Annotated in this window: 16 protein-coding genes and 1 tRNA gene; 7 read left to right on the top strand and 10 right to left on the bottom strand. The window is 43.4% G+C overall.

Annotation, left to right across the window (positions count from 1 at the left end):
- Positions 1–160 precede the first annotated feature (160 nt).
- Together polA and BM090_RS06190 are read left to right on the top strand one after the other, a co-directional pair.
- Positions 161–3,013, top strand: coding sequence for a DNA polymerase I (gene polA, locus BM090_RS06185; protein ID WP_091509283.1), 2,853 nt, complete (start codon positions 161–163; stop codon positions 3,011–3,013).
- A 78-nt stretch (positions 3,014–3,091) separates the two neighbouring features.
- Entirely contained in the window at positions 3,092–3,463 is a 372-nt protein-coding gene (locus BM090_RS06190) for a hypothetical protein (RefSeq protein WP_091509288.1), read from the top strand.
- 52 nt (positions 3,464–3,515) lie between these two features.
- Here the strand turns inward: BM090_RS06190 and BM090_RS06195 are convergent, their stop codons facing one another.
- Together BM090_RS06195 and BM090_RS18310 are read right to left on the bottom strand one after the other, a co-directional pair.
- Positions 3,516–4,931, bottom strand: coding sequence for a T9SS type A sorting domain-containing protein (locus BM090_RS06195; RefSeq protein ID WP_091509291.1), 1,416 nt, complete (start codon positions 4,929–4,931; stop codon positions 3,516–3,518).
- A gap of 434 nt (positions 4,932–5,365) precedes the next feature.
- A complete protein-coding gene (locus BM090_RS18310; protein ID WP_177199846.1) occupies positions 5,366–5,539 on the bottom strand; it encodes a hypothetical protein in 174 nt (57 codons plus the stop codon).
- 225 nt (positions 5,540–5,764) lie between these two features.
- Here BM090_RS18310 and pepT point away from each other — a divergent pair, with 225 nt between their 5' ends.
- The 4 genes from pepT (at position 5,765) to BM090_RS06215 (ending at position 8,538) form a co-directional block, all read left to right on the top strand.
- Complete coding sequence (pepT, locus tag BM090_RS06200) at positions 5,765–7,009, top strand: peptidase T (protein ID WP_091509294.1); 1,245 nt, start codon at positions 5,765–5,767, stop codon at positions 7,007–7,009.
- Positions 7,010–7,144: 135 nt separating this feature from the next.
- A tRNA-His gene (locus tag BM090_RS06205) sits at positions 7,145–7,221 on the top strand.
- A 145-nt stretch (positions 7,222–7,366) separates the two neighbouring features.
- Complete coding sequence (locus BM090_RS06210) at positions 7,367–8,083, top strand: hypothetical protein (RefSeq protein ID WP_091509298.1); 717 nt, start codon at positions 7,367–7,369, stop codon at positions 8,081–8,083.
- Positions 8,084–8,091: 8 nt separating this feature from the next.
- On the top strand, positions 8,092–8,538 hold the full coding sequence (locus BM090_RS06215; RefSeq protein WP_091509301.1) for a hypothetical protein: 447 nt from the start codon (positions 8,092–8,094) through the stop codon (positions 8,536–8,538).
- Positions 8,539–8,572: 34 nt separating this feature from the next.
- Here BM090_RS06215 and BM090_RS06220 read toward each other — a convergent pair whose 3' ends face one another.
- The 3 genes from BM090_RS06220 to BM090_RS06230 all read right to left on the bottom strand — a co-directional run bounded on the left by BM090_RS06220 (position 8,573) and on the right by BM090_RS06230 (position 11,083).
- Positions 8,573–9,121, bottom strand: a complete 549-nt coding sequence (locus BM090_RS06220; RefSeq protein WP_091509304.1) for a hypothetical protein — start codon at positions 9,119–9,121, stop codon at positions 8,573–8,575.
- 201 nt (positions 9,122–9,322) lie between these two features.
- A complete protein-coding gene (locus BM090_RS06225) occupies positions 9,323–10,288 on the bottom strand; it encodes an electron transfer flavoprotein subunit alpha/FixB family protein (protein WP_091509308.1) in 966 nt (321 codons plus the stop codon).
- Between the two features lie 54 nt (positions 10,289–10,342).
- A complete protein-coding gene (locus BM090_RS06230; protein ID WP_091509311.1) occupies positions 10,343–11,083 on the bottom strand; it encodes an electron transfer flavoprotein subunit beta/FixA family protein in 741 nt (246 codons plus the stop codon).
- 179 nt (positions 11,084–11,262) lie between these two features.
- Here BM090_RS06230 and BM090_RS06235 point away from each other — a divergent pair, with 179 nt between their 5' ends.
- The gene (locus tag BM090_RS06235) at positions 11,263–11,595 is read left to right on the top strand and encodes a tetratricopeptide repeat protein (protein WP_091509315.1); all 333 of its coding nucleotides are present in this window, start codon (positions 11,263–11,265) and stop codon (positions 11,593–11,595) included.
- Positions 11,596–11,599: 4 nt separating this feature from the next.
- On the opposite strand, the gene BM090_RS06240 is transcribed toward BM090_RS06235, so the two are convergent.
- The 5 genes from BM090_RS06240 to BM090_RS06260 form a co-directional block, all read right to left on the bottom strand.
- Positions 11,600–13,771, bottom strand: a complete 2,172-nt coding sequence (locus BM090_RS06240) for a tetratricopeptide repeat protein (protein WP_091509318.1) — start codon at positions 13,769–13,771, stop codon at positions 11,600–11,602.
- A 214-nt stretch (positions 13,772–13,985) separates the two neighbouring features.
- Positions 13,986–15,881, bottom strand: coding sequence for an amidophosphoribosyltransferase (locus tag BM090_RS06245; protein ID WP_091509321.1), 1,896 nt, complete (start codon positions 15,879–15,881; stop codon positions 13,986–13,988).
- Between the two features lie 153 nt (positions 15,882–16,034).
- On the bottom strand, positions 16,035–16,958 hold the full coding sequence (gene rsgA / locus BM090_RS06250) for a ribosome small subunit-dependent GTPase A (protein ID WP_091509513.1): 924 nt from the start codon (positions 16,956–16,958) through the stop codon (positions 16,035–16,037).
- A 93-nt stretch (positions 16,959–17,051) separates the two neighbouring features.
- Positions 17,052–17,330, bottom strand: coding sequence for a hypothetical protein (locus BM090_RS06255; protein WP_091509325.1), 279 nt, complete (start codon positions 17,328–17,330; stop codon positions 17,052–17,054).
- A 2-nt stretch (positions 17,331–17,332) separates the two neighbouring features.
- Entirely contained in the window at positions 17,333–18,226 is an 894-nt protein-coding gene (locus BM090_RS06260; RefSeq protein ID WP_091509328.1) for an Rpn family recombination-promoting nuclease/putative transposase, read from the bottom strand.
- Positions 18,227–18,258 lie beyond the last annotated feature (32 nt).

Below are 18,258 nucleotides of genomic sequence, written 5' to 3' on the forward strand. Positions count from 1 at the left end.
TGTTTACACTAAAAATTTGCATTTTCTTCAAAAAACAAAAGTAGAACAATTGCAGGGGATTTGCCAATAAAACCTTGACAGCTTGTGCGCTGCAGCGTGGCTTTCGTTTTTTGTGTTTAAATCTTCTTACTTTGCAGGCACAAACTTACGATTTGACTACATGGCGCGTCCCGAAAAAAAACTTTTTTTGCTCGATGCAATGGCACTGATTTACCGTGCGCATTTTGCTTTTAGCAAAGCTCCGAGAGTAACTTCCACTGGCCTGAATACCAGCGCGGTATTTGGGTTTACCAATACATTGTTAGAGGTTTTGAACAAAGAAAAACCTACCCATTTGGGCGTTGCCTTCGATACGGCTGCTCCCACTTTCCGACACATTAATTTTCCTGCCTACAAAGCCCAACGCGAAGCCCAACCCGAAGATATTACAATCGCCATTCCGTTGGTTATCAGACTTTTGAAGGCATTTAATATTCCTGTGCTCATGCTCGAAGGCTACGAAGCTGACGACATTATCGGCACGATGGCTAAGCACGCCGCCCGCAACGATTTTGAGGTGTTCATGATGACCCCCGACAAAGACTACGGCCAACTCGTAGAAGAACACGTGTATTTGTACAAACCCGCTTTCATGGGCAATGGCGTGGAGGTGTTGGGCGTGCCTGAGATTTTGCAGAAATGGGAAATTTCCGAGATTGGGCAAGTGTGCGACATTTTGGGACTGCAAGGCGATGCCGTCGATAACATTCCTGGGATACCGGGCATTGGTGAAAAAACCGCCAAGAAATTGATACAAGAATACGGCTCTGTGGAAAATCTTATCGCCAACGCCGACAAGCTCAAAGGCAAGCAAAAAGAAAACGTCGTGAATTTTGCGGCGCAAGGAATTTTGTCTAAAGAACTGGCTACCATTGATATAAATGTTCCGCTTCCGTTTGATGAAGAAGATTTGTTGCTTTCGCCTCCGAACCGTGAAGCGATACGCGCTTTGTTTGAGGAGTTAGAATTTAAAACATTTATCCGCAAAGTGTTGGGCGAAGAACAAACCGCAGCCGCTACACCAGCCACCGCGCCCAAACCCGCCAACACCAACGGACAATTAGGACTTTTTGGGGGAGAAGCTCCCGCCACTGCTGCACCTACCCAAACCAGTCTTTTTGGGGAAGAAGCAAGCCAAGAGGAAACCCCAGCTTTACCCAAACAAACCATACACACAACCGCGCACCAATATCACATCGCCGACACGCCCGAATTGCGCCGCCGTTTGGCTTCGTTTTTGGCTTTGCAATCTGAGTTTTGTTTTGATACCGAAACCGACTCACTGGACACGGCTACGGCCGAATTAGTGGGGCTGTCGTTTGCGTATTTGGCAACTGAGGCGTTTTATGTGCCCGTGCCCAAAGGCCGCGAGCAAGCTCTTGAAGTGTTGGAAGATTTTAGGCAAGTATTTGAAAATGAAAATATTACAAAGATTGGCCAAAACATCAAATTTGATTGGGCGGTACTTCGCAATTATGGTTTTTCGCTCAAAGGGCAGTTGTACGATACCATGTTGGCGCATTATCTGCTCGAACCCGACGCGCGGCACAACATGGACGTTTTGGCCGAAAAATACTTGAATTATTCGCCTGTTTCCATTGAAACTTTGATTGGCAAAAAAGGCAAAAATCAGGGAACAATGCGCGATGTGCCTTTGGCCGACATCGCCGAATACGCCGCCGAAGATGCCGACATTACGCTACAACTCAAGCAAATTTTTGCCCCAGAAATCAAAGCTCAAGAGCTTGAAAATCTGTTGTTTGAAGTGGAAATGCCTTTGGTGAAAATTTTGGGAGAAATGGAAGCGGAAGGCGTGCGCGTGGACACGGCAGTTTTGGCCGAACTTTCCACACAATTGGGCGCGGAAGTGGCCGAAATCGAAACTAAAATTTATGGTTTGGCGGGCGAAACTTTCAACATCGCTTCGCCGCTACAATTGGGCAAGATTTTGTTTGAAAAACTCCAACTCGACCCCAAAGCCAAGAAAACCAAAACGGGACAATACGCCACTGGCGAAGAGGTGCTTTCCAAACTGGCGCATCAGCACGAAATCGTGGACATGATTTTGGATTATAGAGAAATGCAAAAACTCAAATCCACGTACATAGACGCGCTGCCGACACTGATTGCGCCACACGATGGCCGTATTCATACCTCTTACAATCAGGCAGTTGCAGCCACTGGACGACTTAGTTCTACCAATCCGAATTTGCAAAATATCCCGATTCGGACAGCCAAAGGCCGCGAAATCAGGAAAGCATTTGTGCCGCGCAACGAGCAATTTCAGATACTTTCGGCGGATTATTCGCAAATTGAATTGCGGATTATGGCCTCGTTCAGTGGCGATGAAACCATGAAACAGGCTTTTGCGGAAGGCAAAGACATTCACCGCATTACGGCAGCCAAAATCTATAAAGTAACGCCCGAAGAAGTGGATTCCGATATGCGCCGCAAGGCCAAAACTGCCAATTTTGGGATTATTTACGGGATTTCGGCGTTTGGTTTGGCTGAGCGGCTCAACATTCCGCGCCGCGAAGCTGCCGAACTTATCGAGGCGTATTTTGGGGAATTTCCAGCCGTCAAACGCTACATGGACGGCGTAATCAATACGGCGCGTGAGCAAGGTTATGTTACTACGCAACTTGGCCGCCGTCGTTATTTGCCCGATATTAATTCCCGCAACCAAACGTTGCGCGGTTATGCCGAACGCAACGCCATCAACGCGCCGATTCAGGGGACTGCCGCCGACATGATCAAATTGGCCATGATTCGGGTACAAAATTGGTTGCAAACGCAGCCGCTCCAAACGCGCATGGTGTTGCAGGTGCATGACGAATTGGTTTTTGATGCCTACACGCCCGAAATCGAACTAATTACGCCCCAGATTATCAGCCTCATGGCCGATGCCTTGCCGCTGGCCGTGCCTGTGGAAGTAAGCGTCGGGACGGGTATCAACTGGCTGGAAGCGCACTAAAATTGTATTGCTTTTTTACCAAAAATTCAATTGATTTACAGATAATTAAATCGCATTTAACTTCTACTAAAAACGCTTATGAAACTTCTCAAGATTTTGGCTGGTGTGGTGTTTGCTGGCATTTTTGGCTTTTTTATGTTCGTGCTTTTCGGGCATTATAGCGAAGGCGAGCGCGGCGGAACAGTCTCGAAAATGAGCCGCAAAGGATTTGTGTTTAAAACCTACGAAGGGCAATTGAACGTTGGCGGTTTGGCTGGCGAAACGGGCAGCCCTGCCAGTGCTTTATGGAATTTTTCGGTGGACGGCAGCGACAAAGACGTAATCCAACGCCTTGATTCTGCGCTACTTAATGGCCGTCGCGTGAAAGTGCATTATGTAGAAAAATACTATACGTTTCCGTGGCAAGGCGAAACCAATTATTTCGTGGACAAAGTGGAACACATTAAATAAAAACGAAAAAAGGCTATCTGATTCAATGGATAGCCTTTTTTTATTTTTAAAATTATTCTTTAATAAATCGTTGCAATGGAATGCTTGCGTCAGAGAATTTCACTATATAAATACCTGATGGCCAGCTTTGTATATCAATTGCAGTTTGGTTAGTGAATATGGCAGACTGCTGAAATACGGCTTTTCCTTTCAAGTCGAAGACCGAAATTTCAGGCAAGACGTAGGCCTCAACCGCGGAAATTTGCAAGGTATTGTGGGCTGGATTCGGAGAAAGATTAAGGTGAGTTTGAGCAAAGCTAACCGCTACCACAGGCGAAAACGTACTTGTACCGTCGTAGTCTGTTTGTTGGAGTTTGTAGTAGTTGGAGGCTTGGGCACGTGCGTCGGTGTACTGATAATTGCGGGTGGTGTTGGAGTTGCCCGCGCCATTGATTTGCGCGATGGCCGTCCATGTTCGGGCATCAGTGCTGCGATAAAGCGTAAATGCCTGATTATTAATTTCGGAGGCTGTAGTCCAAGATACAATTACCGTGTTGGTGTTTACGGATTTGGCGGCGAATTTGGCCAAAGAAATAGGCAAAGGAGAACTGGGAATAGAGTTGAGCCAATTGGCAAACGGAACATTGTTATTATCCATATAATCTTTGTCCGCTAAATTGGCCGTAGTTGTTCCGAAGTTATTGTTGTTCACATTGCCGTTCACGTACAAACCGTATGGACTTGTCGTATTGCTATTACTAACCGTTGCACCTGCACCTGTAAAGTTAATATCCTGATGCACATATACTTGTGCCCCATTATTAACCGTAAAATTCATGCCGCCGCTATTGCTTGTTACATTTCCAAATATTGCAGCACGAGCATTTTGATTAAAAACAATGCCATTGCTTTCCATATTTAGATTGCCTTTTACCACCAAATCAGCATAAGGTGGCGGGTTTACACTCGTGCCCACCGTAATCGGGACAGTAGAAGTAAGGCTACTTTCTGCCGTAAAAGTCCCGCCCGGATAGACATGTAAAGGATTGGATGACAAGCTAATAGACCCTATACCCGAATAGTTTCCATATATATTCATCTCCGCAGAAGAAGTAGTCGTTCCGTTGATGGTTACGCTGCCCCCAGGCATCACATTAAAAACAGCCAAGTTTGTGAAGTTTCCAGTAACTACCAGATTACCATAAACATTGATAGTTCCGCCATTGGCCGTAAAATCGCCATTTATTGTTAGCGTGTGTCCCGCCGCAACATTGAGTGGAGTTGCATTGACACTATAACTACCAGCATGAGAGACGTTATTGTTCACATCTATCTGCCCCCAACCATTGGTGGGGTAAGGGCCGCCATATCCTGATGTATTATTCCAAGTGGAAGGCGTATTCCAGTCGCCATCAGCAACTGTGGCATAATTCTGAGCCGAGAGATTTACTGTACATAGTACAAGTAAAAATAAGAGTAATTTTTTCATGGTTTTTAAGAAAGTCTGAGATGAGAAATGATATAGAGGTATCAACAATAATACACAAAGTTACTATCTATCAATAAATTACACAAAAATATGACAAGGCGCATTGTAAGGTAATAATATAAAAAATGACCGTAACAATATTCTAGACTTAAGTTATTTTCAATAAATACAATTATAGAATTGCTTCAACTCTTATTTCTCTGTTTTTTTACAATCATTTTTTTATTAAATGATGTAAGCTAATTTTATAATTAACAATAGATTGTATTTTTCATATATTATAATATAACAAACGCAAACATAGCAAACTATATCGTATCAACCTAATATTCCATAACAAAACCAATTCTTTTACAGATAAAGTAAAATTGCCACAAAACAAAAAAGGCTATCTGTCGAATTAGATAGTCTTTTTTGTTTTGTAATATTATAGGTTAAATATTGTAAATAGTGGCCAACATCATGAGTGCAACTGTTGCGGTGATGATGCCGAAAGCTCCAAACGATGTGGAAGCAATGCGCCATTTTTCGTGTATCCATTGGCGGAATGTATAAATGCCAAGCCCCAATGTGAGCAGTATCAAGGGAATAGTAAATAAGTTTACCATAGCTCCGAAAAATACCCCTGTTTGGAGATGAAAATGAGAAATGCTAATTAGGCCAGCGAAATACACGAAAATAGGAATACTTCAGCTTACTATTTTTTGAAAATCAGCTACATCACAAAACTTTGTTAGAGAAGTGATTATAAATTTTAGTGGCGTACTTGCGTGTGTTGCTTGAATTAAAACTGTTACTTTGCTTATCGAAATAAAATTTTAAAGCATAAATCAATGATTATCAATCACTATACAGTTACCGAACGCTTTTTGCGCTACGTGCAAATAGACACGCAAAGCGACCCCAACTCCCCTACTTGTCCTTCTACGGAAAAACAAAAAAACTTAGGGCGTGTGTTGGTGGAAGAGCTACTTGCCATGGGTATTTCGGACGCGCATCTAGACGAACACGGCTACGTGTATGCTACAATTCCCTCAAACACAGACAAAAACGTGCCTGTGATTTGCTTTTGCTCGCACATGGACACTTCGCCAGATTGTAGCGGTGCAAACGTGAAACCTGTCGTACATCGCAACTACGACGGATTGGAATTGCTTTTGCCTGCCGACCCGACGCAGGTAATCCGCCCAAGCGAACACCCGTCATTGCGTAAACAAATCGGCAACGACATTATCACTGCCGACGGCACTACCCTACTGGGTGCCGACAACAAAGCGGGTGTGGCCGAAATCATGGACGCGGCGCATTGGCTGATGACAAACCCGCAAATTAAGCACGGCAAAATCCGTATTTTATTTACGCCAGACGAGGAAATCGGGCGCGGCGCGGACAAAGTCAATATTGAGAAATTAGGCGCGGATTATGGCTATACAATGGACGGCGAAGAGGCTGGTCATTTGGAAAACGAAACTTTCTCGGCAGACGGCGTTGCTCTGACCATTCACGGTATTAGCGCACACCCAGGTTTTGCCAAAGGCCAGATGCTGAGTGCCTTAAAAATCGCTTCGGAAATCGTGGCGGCTTTACCCAAAACAATATTAAGCCCCGAAACCACCGAGAAAAAAGAAGGTTTTATTCACCCCGTGAGCATGAGCGGCGGCGTAGAAAAAACAACGGTGCAGTTCATTATCCGCGATTTTGAGGAAGCGGGTTTGGTGGCGTTGGAGCAGACGTTAGAAGGAATCGTAAAAGCGGTATTAGTGAATTACCCGCAAGCTCGCTACGATTTTGTGGTAAGCAATCAGTACCGCAACATGAAGCAGGTTTTGGACAAAAATCCTGAAATCGTAACCAACGCCTTGGAAGCCATTTCGCGCGCGGGACTTGAGCCAGTATTGTCGAGCATTAGAGGCGGAACGGACGGTTCGAGACTTTCGTACATGGGCTTGCCTTGCCCGAATATTTTTGCAGGCGAACACGCTTTTCACTCCAAATACGAGTGGGTTTCGGTGCAGGATATGCAAAAAGCGGTGGATACGATTGTGCATTTGTGCATGATTTGGGAAGAAAAAGCCTAAGAAATTAGCCCTACGAAAAAAAACTTTAAAGGTTAATTTATTGGTATAAAATACATTGCAAATAATTTTTATTTTTGTGAAAACAAAAGTTTGGAATTGCAAAAACAAACAACTTACTTTGTGCCCACAAAAACGGAGGATGTAGTTCAGTCGGTTAGAACGTCGGTTTGTGGTACCGAAGGTCGTGGGTTCGAGCCCCATCTTCCTCCCCAGAAAGTTAAAGCTATCTCAGCAATGAGGTAGCTTTTTTGTTTTGTTCAAATTTGCATTTATCTGACGCTTTTATTTCATCATTTCATCATTAAAGACATAAAAAACAGCGATAGAGACGCGTATCTTAAAATGAGGCAATTATTTATGATAAAACAATTCTTGATTTTTGGTATTCTCAGCGTGCTTTTGGGTAGTTGCAGCGTGTTGCAAAACATGAGCAAAAAGGGTTTGGGTAATGGTTTTTACAACGAACAAAGCAGTAGCAAAGAACGCCGTAAAGTTTATATTGACATTCAAGACGACGAGACAATTTGCGCCTATGCCACCAAAAATAACAATGGACAATTGGTGATAGACACGTCCCAAGCTTGCCAACTTTATAGTCAGGAATTAAAAAAGGATTTGACCCAAACCATTATCCTGAGCAAACCCTCATTTGATATTGATTTTCTGACCATTCCCCTCAAATACAGGCCGAAACAAACAGATGTTCCCGCGCAACTCAACGCCAACCTGAATGGCGCATTTTATTTTGGCTACCGAACGGATAAATATGTCATAAATTACAATGCCACGCCTGTTGGGAAAGCCAACCGCAACATCAATCACTTTGGCTTTTCGATGGGCGCGTTTACGGGCATCGGCACTACGTTTATGTCGCCAACCAACACCAACAATCATTTGCAACAAGAATACGATGGCATTGTTTGGAGTAAAGGCATCGCTAGTATTTTTGCGGCCAATAATTTTACAGTCGGCCTTTCGGTTGGGTTTGATAATTTATTAGACAAAAATCACAATATTTGGATATATCAAACGAAAACTTGGCTGGGGCTTGCCTTTGGTCTGAATCTTAACTAACAGAAACAATGAAAAATACCCAGTCTTTTTTCCCTGCCGAAACCAAAATCTACATGGGTTTCCCGACCAATATTGTTATTTTTTTTGCAGTTGGAGTAATATTTATATTGGTGGGATTTTCAGGTTTTTATTTCAATGAAACGCAGGCCATTTGGCCAAGTCTGATTTTGGGCAATATCTTAATCGGAATTGGTTTTTGGGAATTGAGCAGGCGTAAAAAATACAGCAATCAACCCCAAATCGTGTTGAATGAACGCGGAATACAGGTGATTGGCCATGATTTTGCGGAATGGAAAGAGATAAAATATGCGCGTGTTGCGGCTTCTGGTGCGGCAACATCTTGTTTAGTTTTCACCCACAAAGACAAAGAAATTTCGGTCTCATTGGTGGGGCTAAACGTGAAAGATGACAAACTGGAAATAATGCTTTCGCATTACAGAAAATCAGCCAAATGATGTGCTTTTGTTCCTTTATCAGGAGCAATATTTCTTAAAAATTCAGCTTTCGGCGTATCCATCTCACTGTAAAGTTGATGCCCGCTGCAATAGCCAAAAACATGAAACCGACCACTACAGGAAGCACGCCACCCACAAAATAAGTAAGGCCAAGTACAAAACCCAAAAAGTATTCGGCTTTATACACAGGAAAAAATACAGCCAATCCGAGAACAATAAAGGGGACATTTTCCAGAAAAATACTCCAGTTAAACAGTAACGCCAGCCCCAACGAAATACCAAAAGCCGCTGCGCATCCAAAAGCCAAAACCGTATTTTTAGGAAAGTTAATTTCTGTGAGATTGTTGAATAATCCAGCTTTGATTCGCTGTAAAGAAAACCACGTCAGTAACGGAATAGTCAATGCGCCCCACGCATTAGAAACGACGGGCATACTTTCGTCGGCCAAAAAATGATGCTTAGGAATACCGCCATTAAAATATTGCCACAGCAAAAGCCCGTCCAAAAGTACCGTGATGATGGCCGTAGCCCAGCGACTAAAAATCTCAAATTGCGTGATGGTGATTTGTTCCTGATTTTTCATTTTTTATGTTTTTTGATGAGAAAATTTAATAATCAGGTCTATTTTAAACAATTGTGAAGTATGGATATTTCACAAAATGACAAACGGCAGATTCTTGAATTGGAGAGGATTTGCCAAAGGATTTATTAACCACTAAAAAAAAGCCCACACCATGACGTGCGGGCTTTTTAGGGAAAATCTTACCAAATTTATAAGGAAAAATTATTTTGCAGCTTTAAAAGCCTCCGTAAGTTTCGGTATAACTTCGAAAGCATCGCCCACGATACCGTAGTCAGCAGCTTTAAAAATTGGAGCTTCAGGGTCTTTGTTGATAGCTACAATTACTTTAGAAGAGTTGATACCTGCCACGTGCTGGATAGCTCCCGAAATACCGATAGCGATGTAAAGGTTCGGGCTTACTTTAATACCAGTTTGGCCTACGTGCTCGTGGTGTGGTCTCCAGTCAAGGTCAGAAACAGGTTTAGAACAACCCGTAGCCGCACCCAATACTTTCGCCAAATCTTCTACCAAGAACCAGTTTTCAGGGCCTTTCAAGCCGCGACCGCCTGATACAACGATTTCTGCTTCTGGCAAAAGGATTTCGCCTGTTGCTTTTTCCACGCTTTTGCTTTTCACCAAGAAATCCGAATCAGCGAAAGTTGGCGCGAATGCTGCCACTGTGGCCGAGCCGCTACCTTCTGTTACTGTTACGGCATTTTTCTTGATAGAAACGATTTTTTTATCGCCTTTCAACTCTACGTTAGCAAATGCTTTGCCTGTGTAGATGCTGCGTTTTACGGTGAATTTGCCGCCGTCTGTGCTTGGCACTTCCGAAGCGTTGGTTACGAAACCAGCTTTGAAGCGAGCCGCTACGCGAGGAGCTGCACCATCTGTAAGCGATGATTTTGCGAAAATAACTACCGTTGCGCCTTCTGCTTCTACTGCTTGGCTGATAGCCGTTGCAGCCGCTACGCTGTTGGGATTTTCCAAACGGCTATCCGTAGCGTTAAGCACTTTTGTAGCACCGAATTTGCCCAAGTCAGCCAAAGCCGCTTCGCTACCGCCAAACGCCAAAGCCGTTACACTTGTACCCAATTTAGCGGCTACGGCTGCTGCGTAGGCTACCGCCTCTTGAGATGATTTTTTTACTTCGCCTTCTGCACTTTCTACAAATACTAATACAGACATATCGTTAATTTTTTTGATTATTGATTAAAATAGTTTTGGAGGTAAAATGGTGAATTAAAGCACTTTCGCTTCAGTTTTTAACAAATTCACCAATTCGGCTGGATTTTCTGCCGAAACCATTTTCACAGCACCTTTTTGTGGAGGAAGTTCGTAGCTCACAAGCGAAGTAAGGGCTTCGTTGTTGCTTACGGCTACCACTTTCAAAGGTTTCGTGCGTGCCGACATGATGCCGCGCATGTTTGGAATACGCCATTCTGCGATAGGCTCTTGGCAACCCGCCACGAAAGGAAGGTTTAATTCCAAATATTCTTTACCGCCTTCGATTTCGCGTGCCACTGTCGCTGTGCTACCCGCAAGGTCAAGTTTCATTACAGGCGATACCGACGGAACGCCAAGCAACTCACCAACAAGACCATGAACTTGGCCGCCGTTGAAGTCGATAGACTCACGTCCCATCAGGATAAGGTCGTATTTTTCGGCGCGAGCCACTTCCGCGATTTGTTGCGCTACGAAGAAAGAATCTGTTGGTTCTGCATCTACACGGATAGCGTCGTCAGCACCAATAGCCAAAGCCTTACGGATAGTTGGCTCTGTTTCGGCTGTACCCACGTTCAACACGGTTACGGTTGTACCTGCGTTTGCTTCTTTGATTTCGATGGCTTTTGCCAATGCGTAATCGTCGTAAGGGCCTACGATAAACTGAACTCCAGCGGCGTTCAATTTTGTATTATTCTCAGTAAACGTAATTTTTGTGGTGGTGTCTGGAACGTTGGTAATACAAACGAGTATTTTCATAGTTAGACGTTAATTGGGTTAAATATTAAAAGATTATTTTTTTGGAGAAATATTTTGAAAATCAATATTTTAAAGAAATTATTTTGGCTTAGGATACTTGCTTTACGCTTTGTATCTGCGCACAAAAGTAGTAAATTTGGGACTAAGTTATCAAGAAAAAATTAAAAAGAAAAAAATAAATGAAACCAAATCGCTTAGAAGCACTATTTGCACTTTTAGAAGAAACGCCCAACGACCCATTTTTATTTTATGGCATCGCTTTGGAGTATCTGAAAACCGACGAAAACAAAGCTATTTCGTATTTCGAAAAGCTGCTAACCGACTTCCCCGACTACGTGCCAACGTACTATCATGCAGCCCAACTCTACTCCGAACTTGGCCGCCGCCCACAAGCCCAACAAACCTACGAAAAAGGCTTGCAGGTAAGCAGTGCACAAGCCGAACACCACGCCTATAAGGAGTTGCGCTCGGCTTACACGAATTTTATGTTGGAAGAAGACGACGAAGAATAAAGATTTACAGGCGCACGCCCATTACCAACACATCGTCGGTTTGTTGATTGTCTTTTTTCCAATGATGAAAAATATCTTGGACATAAGCCTGTTGCAACTCGGTCGGTTGGCTGTGGATACGCGCCAACATTTCTTTGAACGACTTGGTCATGAATTTTTTGCCGTTTTTGCCGCCAAATTGGTCTTGGTAGCCGTCGGTGGCCATGTATATCATGTCGCCTTTGTGATAGACAAACGACTGTTGCGTAAATTCTTTTTCGGTTAAGGCCATTGTCCCAATCGAAAATTTGCTGGCGGGCACTACATGTAGTTCATTGTTGTGCCAATGGTAAAGCGGCTGTTTCGCACCTGCAAACGTAATTTCTTGCAAAGCAAAATTGATGTTTACCAGCACTATATCCATGCCCGACGAACCCGACTCAAACTCGTTGGAGTATTGTTGTTGGTGCAAGGCCACCACTACTTTTTTGTCCAGTTCCTGCAAAATGCGGCTGGGTTGCGTGATGCGGTTTTCATTTACGATTTCGTTGAGTAGCGCGTTGCCCATCACGGTCATAAATGCCCCTGGCACGCCGTGCCCCACGCAGTCGGCTACGGCCAAAATAATTTGCGAAGAAGCTTGTACTTCCGTAAACCAATAAAAATCGCCGCTTACGATATCGCGCGGATTATAAAACACAAACAAGTCGGGCAGCGTTTGGCGTATGCGCGGCAGCGATGGCAAAATAGCTTGCTGGATACGTTGCGCGTACAAAATACTGTCCGTAATTTCTTTGTTTTTGTATTCAACCAATTCTTTTTGATGCTGAATCTCAATGTTTTTGGCTTCAAGGTCATCTCTTTGCTCCTGAATCTCGACATTTTTTTCTTCCAACACCCGATTGGCACGCTGCTTTTGCTGGTTGCTGCGATACAAAATGAGTACCATCGTTACGATGAAAGCAAAGCCCGCCACAAACAATGCATTAAACAAACGTTGCTTATTGATTTGGGCTTCTTTTTCTTTAAGTGCCAGATTCTGAATGGCTTGGTCTTTTTCTAAGAGTTTAATACGTGCCTCTTTCTGCTCGTCGTTGAAGTGTGCTTCAAGCTGCGTGAGGCGTTCCGTTTTTTCTTTATTAAAAATAGAATCCTTTATCGAAACGTAATTTTTATAATAGCTGTAGGCCGAACGGTAATCGCCTTTCCGCGCCGACAAGTTCGACAGACTCAAATAAATTTCTTTAATTTCTTCATTAGCACCCATTTGCATCGCATACACGAGGCCTTCTTCTTGGTAGAGTTGGGCAATCGCAAAATTGCCTTGCGAGGCGTGAATGTCTCCCACACGATTCAGGGAAACGGCGATGCCGTATTGATCGCCAAGTTCTTTCTTGATTTTCAGTGAGTTAAGATGATACCGCAACGCTTCGGGCAAATTGTTGCGGTAGCGATAGATTTCGCCGATGTTATTGTACGACTCGGCCATTCCGCGCAAATTCTTGATTTTGCTACGAATCTGTAACGCTTTTTGGTAATAATTAAAGGCTTCTTTCGTATTGCGTTGGCTACGATACACGTTGCCGATGTTGTTGTACGCACCCGCCACGCCTTCTTCGTTGCCGAGTTCTTGGCAAGCGGTTAAGGCCTGATTGTAATACAAAAGGGCGTGTTCGTAATCGTTGAGCGTTTCGTAAACATTGCCAATATTATTCACAGAAGCGGCGATGCCTGCTTTGTCGCCGAGTTGCTGACGAATTTTGAGCGAATTAACGAAAGCGTCCAATGCTTCGGCGTATTGTGCTTGCAGCTTGTACACCAAACCTATATTATTCAACGCACTGGCTACACCTTGTTTGTCGCCGATGCTTTCGCGGATACTTTTCGCTTTTTCGTAGAAAGAAAGGGCTTTCACGTATTGCCCCAGCGTAAAATTAGCATAACCCAAATTGAGTAGGGCTTTGGCTTTGCCTTTTGGGTAATTGAGTTTTTCGGACAATTCGAGGGCGTAACGGCTGTGTTCGGCGGCCAAATGCGCGTCATCGGTTACTTCCTTAAAAGCAAAATTATTCAATTCATTAATTTTACTGGAATCGTCGGGCATTTGTAGTATTGCTTCAATGCTTGTATTATTCTGCGCAACGCTGGGCGTTGAGAAAAGCATAAGAAGTAATAAAAAATAAAAAATACGATTCATAACTCAAGCAAAACGCCTAAAAGTAGTAAAAAAAATATGCAAGAATGCGCTTTGGAAAAAAAATCTTTTGTTCTTTGATTTTTACCAATAAAATCGTTTGTTTTGCACCCACAAAAGATTTTTCATTTTTTTTGATGATTTAGTAAAATATAAAACAACAAAACCTGCTCTCTGTGAGGGCAGGTTTTATTTTATACCTACTCCAATCTTTTGATTAGTAAGCTCTTACCGTTTTGCCTTGCATAAAGTTGATAAATGCACGATTCACGACCTTATTACCGCCAGGTGTTGGGTAATTGCCCGTAAAATACCAGTCTCCAGAGTGCGCGGGACACGCTTTATGCAAATTATCTACGGTTTGGAATATAACTTTTACCTCAGCATTGCAATTTTTGGGGGTAACAATTTTTGCCACTTTGTCCGAAATCTGCTCGTCTGTGAACAAAGCATATAATTCTTGTACAAAATTCTGTTCGTGGCTGCGTTCTTCGGCTTCGGCTGTGATACATTTTTCATACACTTCGTCCAGTTTTTGTTCTTGGCCAGTGTCTTGCAAAAGGGCTAACATTGCCCGAAACGCAACAAATTCACGCAATTTGGACATATCAATTCCGTAGCAATCAGGGTAGCGGATTTGCGGCGCAGACGAAACAATTACGATGCGTTTGGCTTCCAAGCGGTTGAGCATGGTCAAGATGCTTTTTTCCAACGTCGTGCCGCGTACAATCGAATCGTCAATCACAACCACCGTATCTTTTTGTTTTTCAATCATTTCGTAGGTCGTGTCGTACACGTGCGAAACCATATCTTCGCGGTTTTGGTCGTCGGTGATAAACGTGCGCAATTTGGCATCTTTAATCACCAATTTTTCGATACGTGGCCTAAACGAAAAGATAGTATCCAGTTCTTCCGCCGAAAGTTGTTTATCCTGAATCGAACGTTTACGATAATCGCACAAATAGTCCTCTATGCCTTGCATCATGCCCAAAAAGGCCGTTTCGGCAGTGTTCGGGATAAACGAGAAAACCGTATTGGCCAAATCGTGGTCTATGTGTTCTAAGATTTGAGGGCAAAGCAACAAACCAAGTTGCTTGCGTTCGCGGTAAATATCTGGATCTGAGCCGCGCGAGAAATAAATACGCTCAAAGCTACACGAGTTTTTGGGGAGTTCGGGTATAAATTGTTTTTGGCTATAACTACCGTCTTTTTCGATAATGAGTGCGTGCGCGGGCTTTATTTCCTGAATATCACTGTACTGCACCCCAAAGGCAGTTTTGATAGCGGGTTTTTCGGAGGCAACGACTACGATTTCGTCGTCGGCATAAAAATACGCGGGGCGAATGCCTGCGGGATCTCTGGCCACAAAAGCTGCACCATGTCCCACAAGACCAGCCATCGCATAGCCGCCATCGAAGTCTCGGCACGAACGCAAAAGCATACGTTGCAAGTCGAGGCGCGACTCAATCACTTCCGTAATTTCTTGATTGTTATATTCTTCTTTGTAAAAATCGAACTGGCGTTGGTTTTCTTCGTCAAGGAAATGGCCGATTTTTTCCATTACAGTTACTGTGTCGGCTATTTCCGTGGGGTGTTGTCCCAGTTCTACGAGTTTGTCAAAAAGCTCATCTACGTTTGTCATGTTGAAGTTGCCAGCTACTACTAAGTTGCGGCTTCGCCAACTGTTTACACGCATCATGGGGTGGCAATTTTCTATGGAATTTACGCCGTGCGTACCGTAGCGTAAGTGTCCGAGCCAAAGTTCCCCCGAAAAAGGCATATTTTCCTTGAGCCAATGGGCATTTCGGAACTGTTCTTTGCTGGCATGCTTTTTGGCTTTTTTCACCTTTTTGGCAACTTTATTAAAAATTGCCGCGATGGGTTGGCTGTCCACAGATCGCACTCTATCTATGTAAGGAGTTCCTGGCGCTACGCCTATCTTAATGTTGGCCACTCCCGCACCGTCTTGCCCTCGGTTATGTTGCTTTTCCATTAGCAAATACAACTTGTTGATGGCATAAAGAGGCGTGCCGTATTTGTCTATATAATATTGGTACGGCTTGCGTAGCCTGATAAGGGCTATGCCACATTCGTGTTTGATGCTATCGCTCATTGAGTTAAGAAGAAAAATAATAGAAAAACGTTAATGCTTTTACTTGTCCGAAAAAGACTATACAAAGGTAATGCTTTCGTGGTGGCTTTCGAGTATAGATGTACCAAAAAAGTTTTTGCCGCCATTTCTGGGCGGCAAAATTGTCGTACTCATTTATTTTCGGTTGTCGTCGCCAGAGAGAATGCTTAAATAACTTTCGTAACGTGTCAGTGAAATTTGGCCCGCTTTTACCGCCGCCGATACCGCGCAATTGGGTTCGTGTACGTGCGTGCAGTTATAAAAACGGCATTGCCCTAACATGGCTCTCATTTCTGGGAAAAAATGCGCTAATTCTTCATTTTCGATGTCCATAATGCCCAGTTCCTTAATGCCTGGCGTGTCTATCACAAAGCTATCAGGCTCAAATTCAAACATTTCCGCAAAAGTTGTGGTGTGTACGCCTTTGTTGGCAAACGTCGAAATTTCTTGTGTGCGCAAATCCAATCCATTTCCAATCTGATTGATAAGGCTGGATTTTCCTACGCCCGAATGCCCAGAAAGTAACGTTTTTTTGTGGTGTAAAATCTCGTGCAAAGTGTCTATGTTTTCGCCCGTTACCGTCGAGGTTGGCAAACATTTGTAGCCTGCCGACTCGTACATTTTCATTACGTCGTCCAAATAGGCGCGGTCGTCTGTGTCCAGCAAATCCACTTTATTGAAAGCAATATAAGTTGGGATTCTGAACGATTCGGCACTGACCAAAAAGCGGTCTATAAATCCAAACGAAGTGCGCGGCAACACCAACGACGCCACCAAAAGGGCTTGGCCTATGTTGGCTGCGATAATATGCCCTTGTGCGGTTTTGTGTACGGATTTGCGCAAAATGTAGTTGTCGCGCTGCTCGATGTGTGTAATGGCTACGGTGTCTTCACCGCCTATTTCGGCCTCAAACTGTACGCGGTCGCCAACAGCCAGCGGGTTGGTAGTGGCTTTGTTTTGGAGCTTGAATTTGCCGCGCAAACGTGCACGGTGTAACGTGCCAGCCTCATCGCGGACGATGTACCACGAACCCGTAGATTTGACCACCATTCCCGTCATACTCAAATCGTTTTGTATTTTTTCGTTCAAATGTATTTTGTTAAAATATTGACAAACAGTAAATTAATTTTTACCTGCTATTTTTATTAAAAGCTAAACCTCTCCATTTTTTATTTTTAGGATAAACTCAACAGATACATCAAAAATCGTGGCTATATCTTCCAAACTAAATTTATCTTGTGCTAAAGCCTTTTGAATTCCTTTGATAGTTGCAATCTCAATCCCTTCTTCGCGACCAAGTTCCTTGCCAATTTCAATCCCTTCTTCTCGGCCTTCCTCACGCCCTTCTTCCTTAGCGGTATCCAGCGAGTTTTTGACATCGCGGTAATATTTCAAACTGTCCTCGTAGGCCGTGCGCTGCTGCTTAGCCATTACTAAACCTCTCCATTTTTTATTTTTAGGATAAACTCAACAGACACATCAAAAATCGTGGCTATATCTTCCAAACTAAATTTATCTTGTGCTAAAGCCTTTTGAATTCCTTTAATAGTCGCAATTTCAATCCCAAGCTCTTTGCCAATTTCAATCCCTTCTTCTCGGCCTTCCTCACGCCCTTCTTCTTTAGCGGTATCCAGTGAGTTTTTGACATCGCGGTAATATTTTAAACTGTCCTCGTAGGCCGTGCGCTCGGTTGCGTCCAATTTCGCTAATTCTGCCGTGTCGAAGGCTTGCGCAAAAACGCGTTCTTGCAATCGCACAGGACGATTTTGTAGCTTATGCAAATTTTTTAACAAATATAACCACTTGTCTTCCAGCGTTTCCAGTTCATTTTCTGACTTTTGGAAGTTGGGCATTTGCAAATACAAAAACGTGAGTTTTTCGTAAAAAACACGGTTTTGCGCCTTGTCTTTGAGTTGAACTTCTACTTTCAAATCGTCTTTGAATTGGTCTTCAAAGCAAAAATCAAGAATCGCGACGGTATAAACCGCCTTCAGTTCGTAGTTCCAATCACCTTTTTCCGCTTGCTCTTGTATCGGAAATGTGGCATAAAAAATCGAACGGTCTTTAAAGAAACTTTGCCGCGCTTTTTGTAGCTCCACGATGAATTTTTCGCCTTGCTCATTTTCACAGTATAAGTCAAAAATAACTTTTCTGTCCAAATCCGACGCACCCAAATGCTCGGTTTTCTTGTAAGTAAGCTCCACAATATCGAGTTTCAATATTTCATTTAAAAAGCTCACTAACAAGTTTTTGTTCGGTTCAGAGCCAAACAATTTCTTAAAACCAAAGTCCGTGAAAGGGTTGATATATTTTTCTTGCGTGGTCATGGGCAAAGCGCGGCAAAGTTCTATAATAAATG

It is taken from the genome of Flexibacter flexilis DSM 6793 (assembly GCF_900112255.1).
GTDB lineage: Bacteria > Bacteroidota > Bacteroidia > Cytophagales > Flexibacteraceae > Flexibacter > Flexibacter flexilis.

Coding starts and splice junctions, on each gene's coding strand:
- polA (WP_091509283.1), top strand. CDS start 161: ATGGCGCGTCCCGAAAAAAAACTTTTTTTGCTCGATGCAATGGCACTG.
- BM090_RS06190 (WP_091509288.1), top strand. CDS start 3,092: ATGAAACTTCTCAAGATTTTGGCTGGTGTGGTGTTTGCTGGCATTTTT.
- BM090_RS06195 (WP_091509291.1), bottom strand. CDS start 4,931: ATGAAAAAATTACTCTTATTTTTACTTGTACTATGTACAGTAAATCTC.
- BM090_RS18310 (WP_177199846.1), bottom strand. CDS start 5,539: ATGGTAAACTTATTTACTATTCCCTTGATACTGCTCACATTGGGGCTT.
- pepT (WP_091509294.1), top strand. CDS start 5,765: ATGATTATCAATCACTATACAGTTACCGAACGCTTTTTGCGCTACGTG.
- BM090_RS06210 (WP_091509298.1), top strand. CDS start 7,367: ATGATAAAACAATTCTTGATTTTTGGTATTCTCAGCGTGCTTTTGGGT.
- BM090_RS06215 (WP_091509301.1), top strand. CDS start 8,092: ATGAAAAATACCCAGTCTTTTTTCCCTGCCGAAACCAAAATCTACATG.
- BM090_RS06220 (WP_091509304.1), bottom strand. CDS start 9,121: ATGAAAAATCAGGAACAAATCACCATCACGCAATTTGAGATTTTTAGT.
- BM090_RS06225 (WP_091509308.1), bottom strand. CDS start 10,288: ATGTCTGTATTAGTATTTGTAGAAAGTGCAGAAGGCGAAGTAAAAAAA.
- BM090_RS06230 (WP_091509311.1), bottom strand. CDS start 11,083: ATGAAAATACTCGTTTGTATTACCAACGTTCCAGACACCACCACAAAA.
- BM090_RS06235 (WP_091509315.1), top strand. CDS start 11,263: ATGAAACCAAATCGCTTAGAAGCACTATTTGCACTTTTAGAAGAAACG.
- BM090_RS06240 (WP_091509318.1), bottom strand. CDS start 13,771: ATGAATCGTATTTTTTATTTTTTATTACTTCTTATGCTTTTCTCAACG.
- BM090_RS06245 (WP_091509321.1), bottom strand. CDS start 15,881: ATGAGCGATAGCATCAAACACGAATGTGGCATAGCCCTTATCAGGCTA.
- rsgA (WP_091509513.1), bottom strand. CDS start 16,958: ATGACGGGAATGGTGGTCAAATCTACGGGTTCGTGGTACATCGTCCGC.
- BM090_RS06255 (WP_091509325.1), bottom strand. CDS start 17,330: ATGGCTAAGCAGCAGCGCACGGCCTACGAGGACAGTTTGAAATATTAC.
- BM090_RS06260 (WP_091509328.1), bottom strand. CDS start 18,226: ATGACCACGCAAGAAAAATATATCAACCCTTTCACGGACTTTGGTTTT.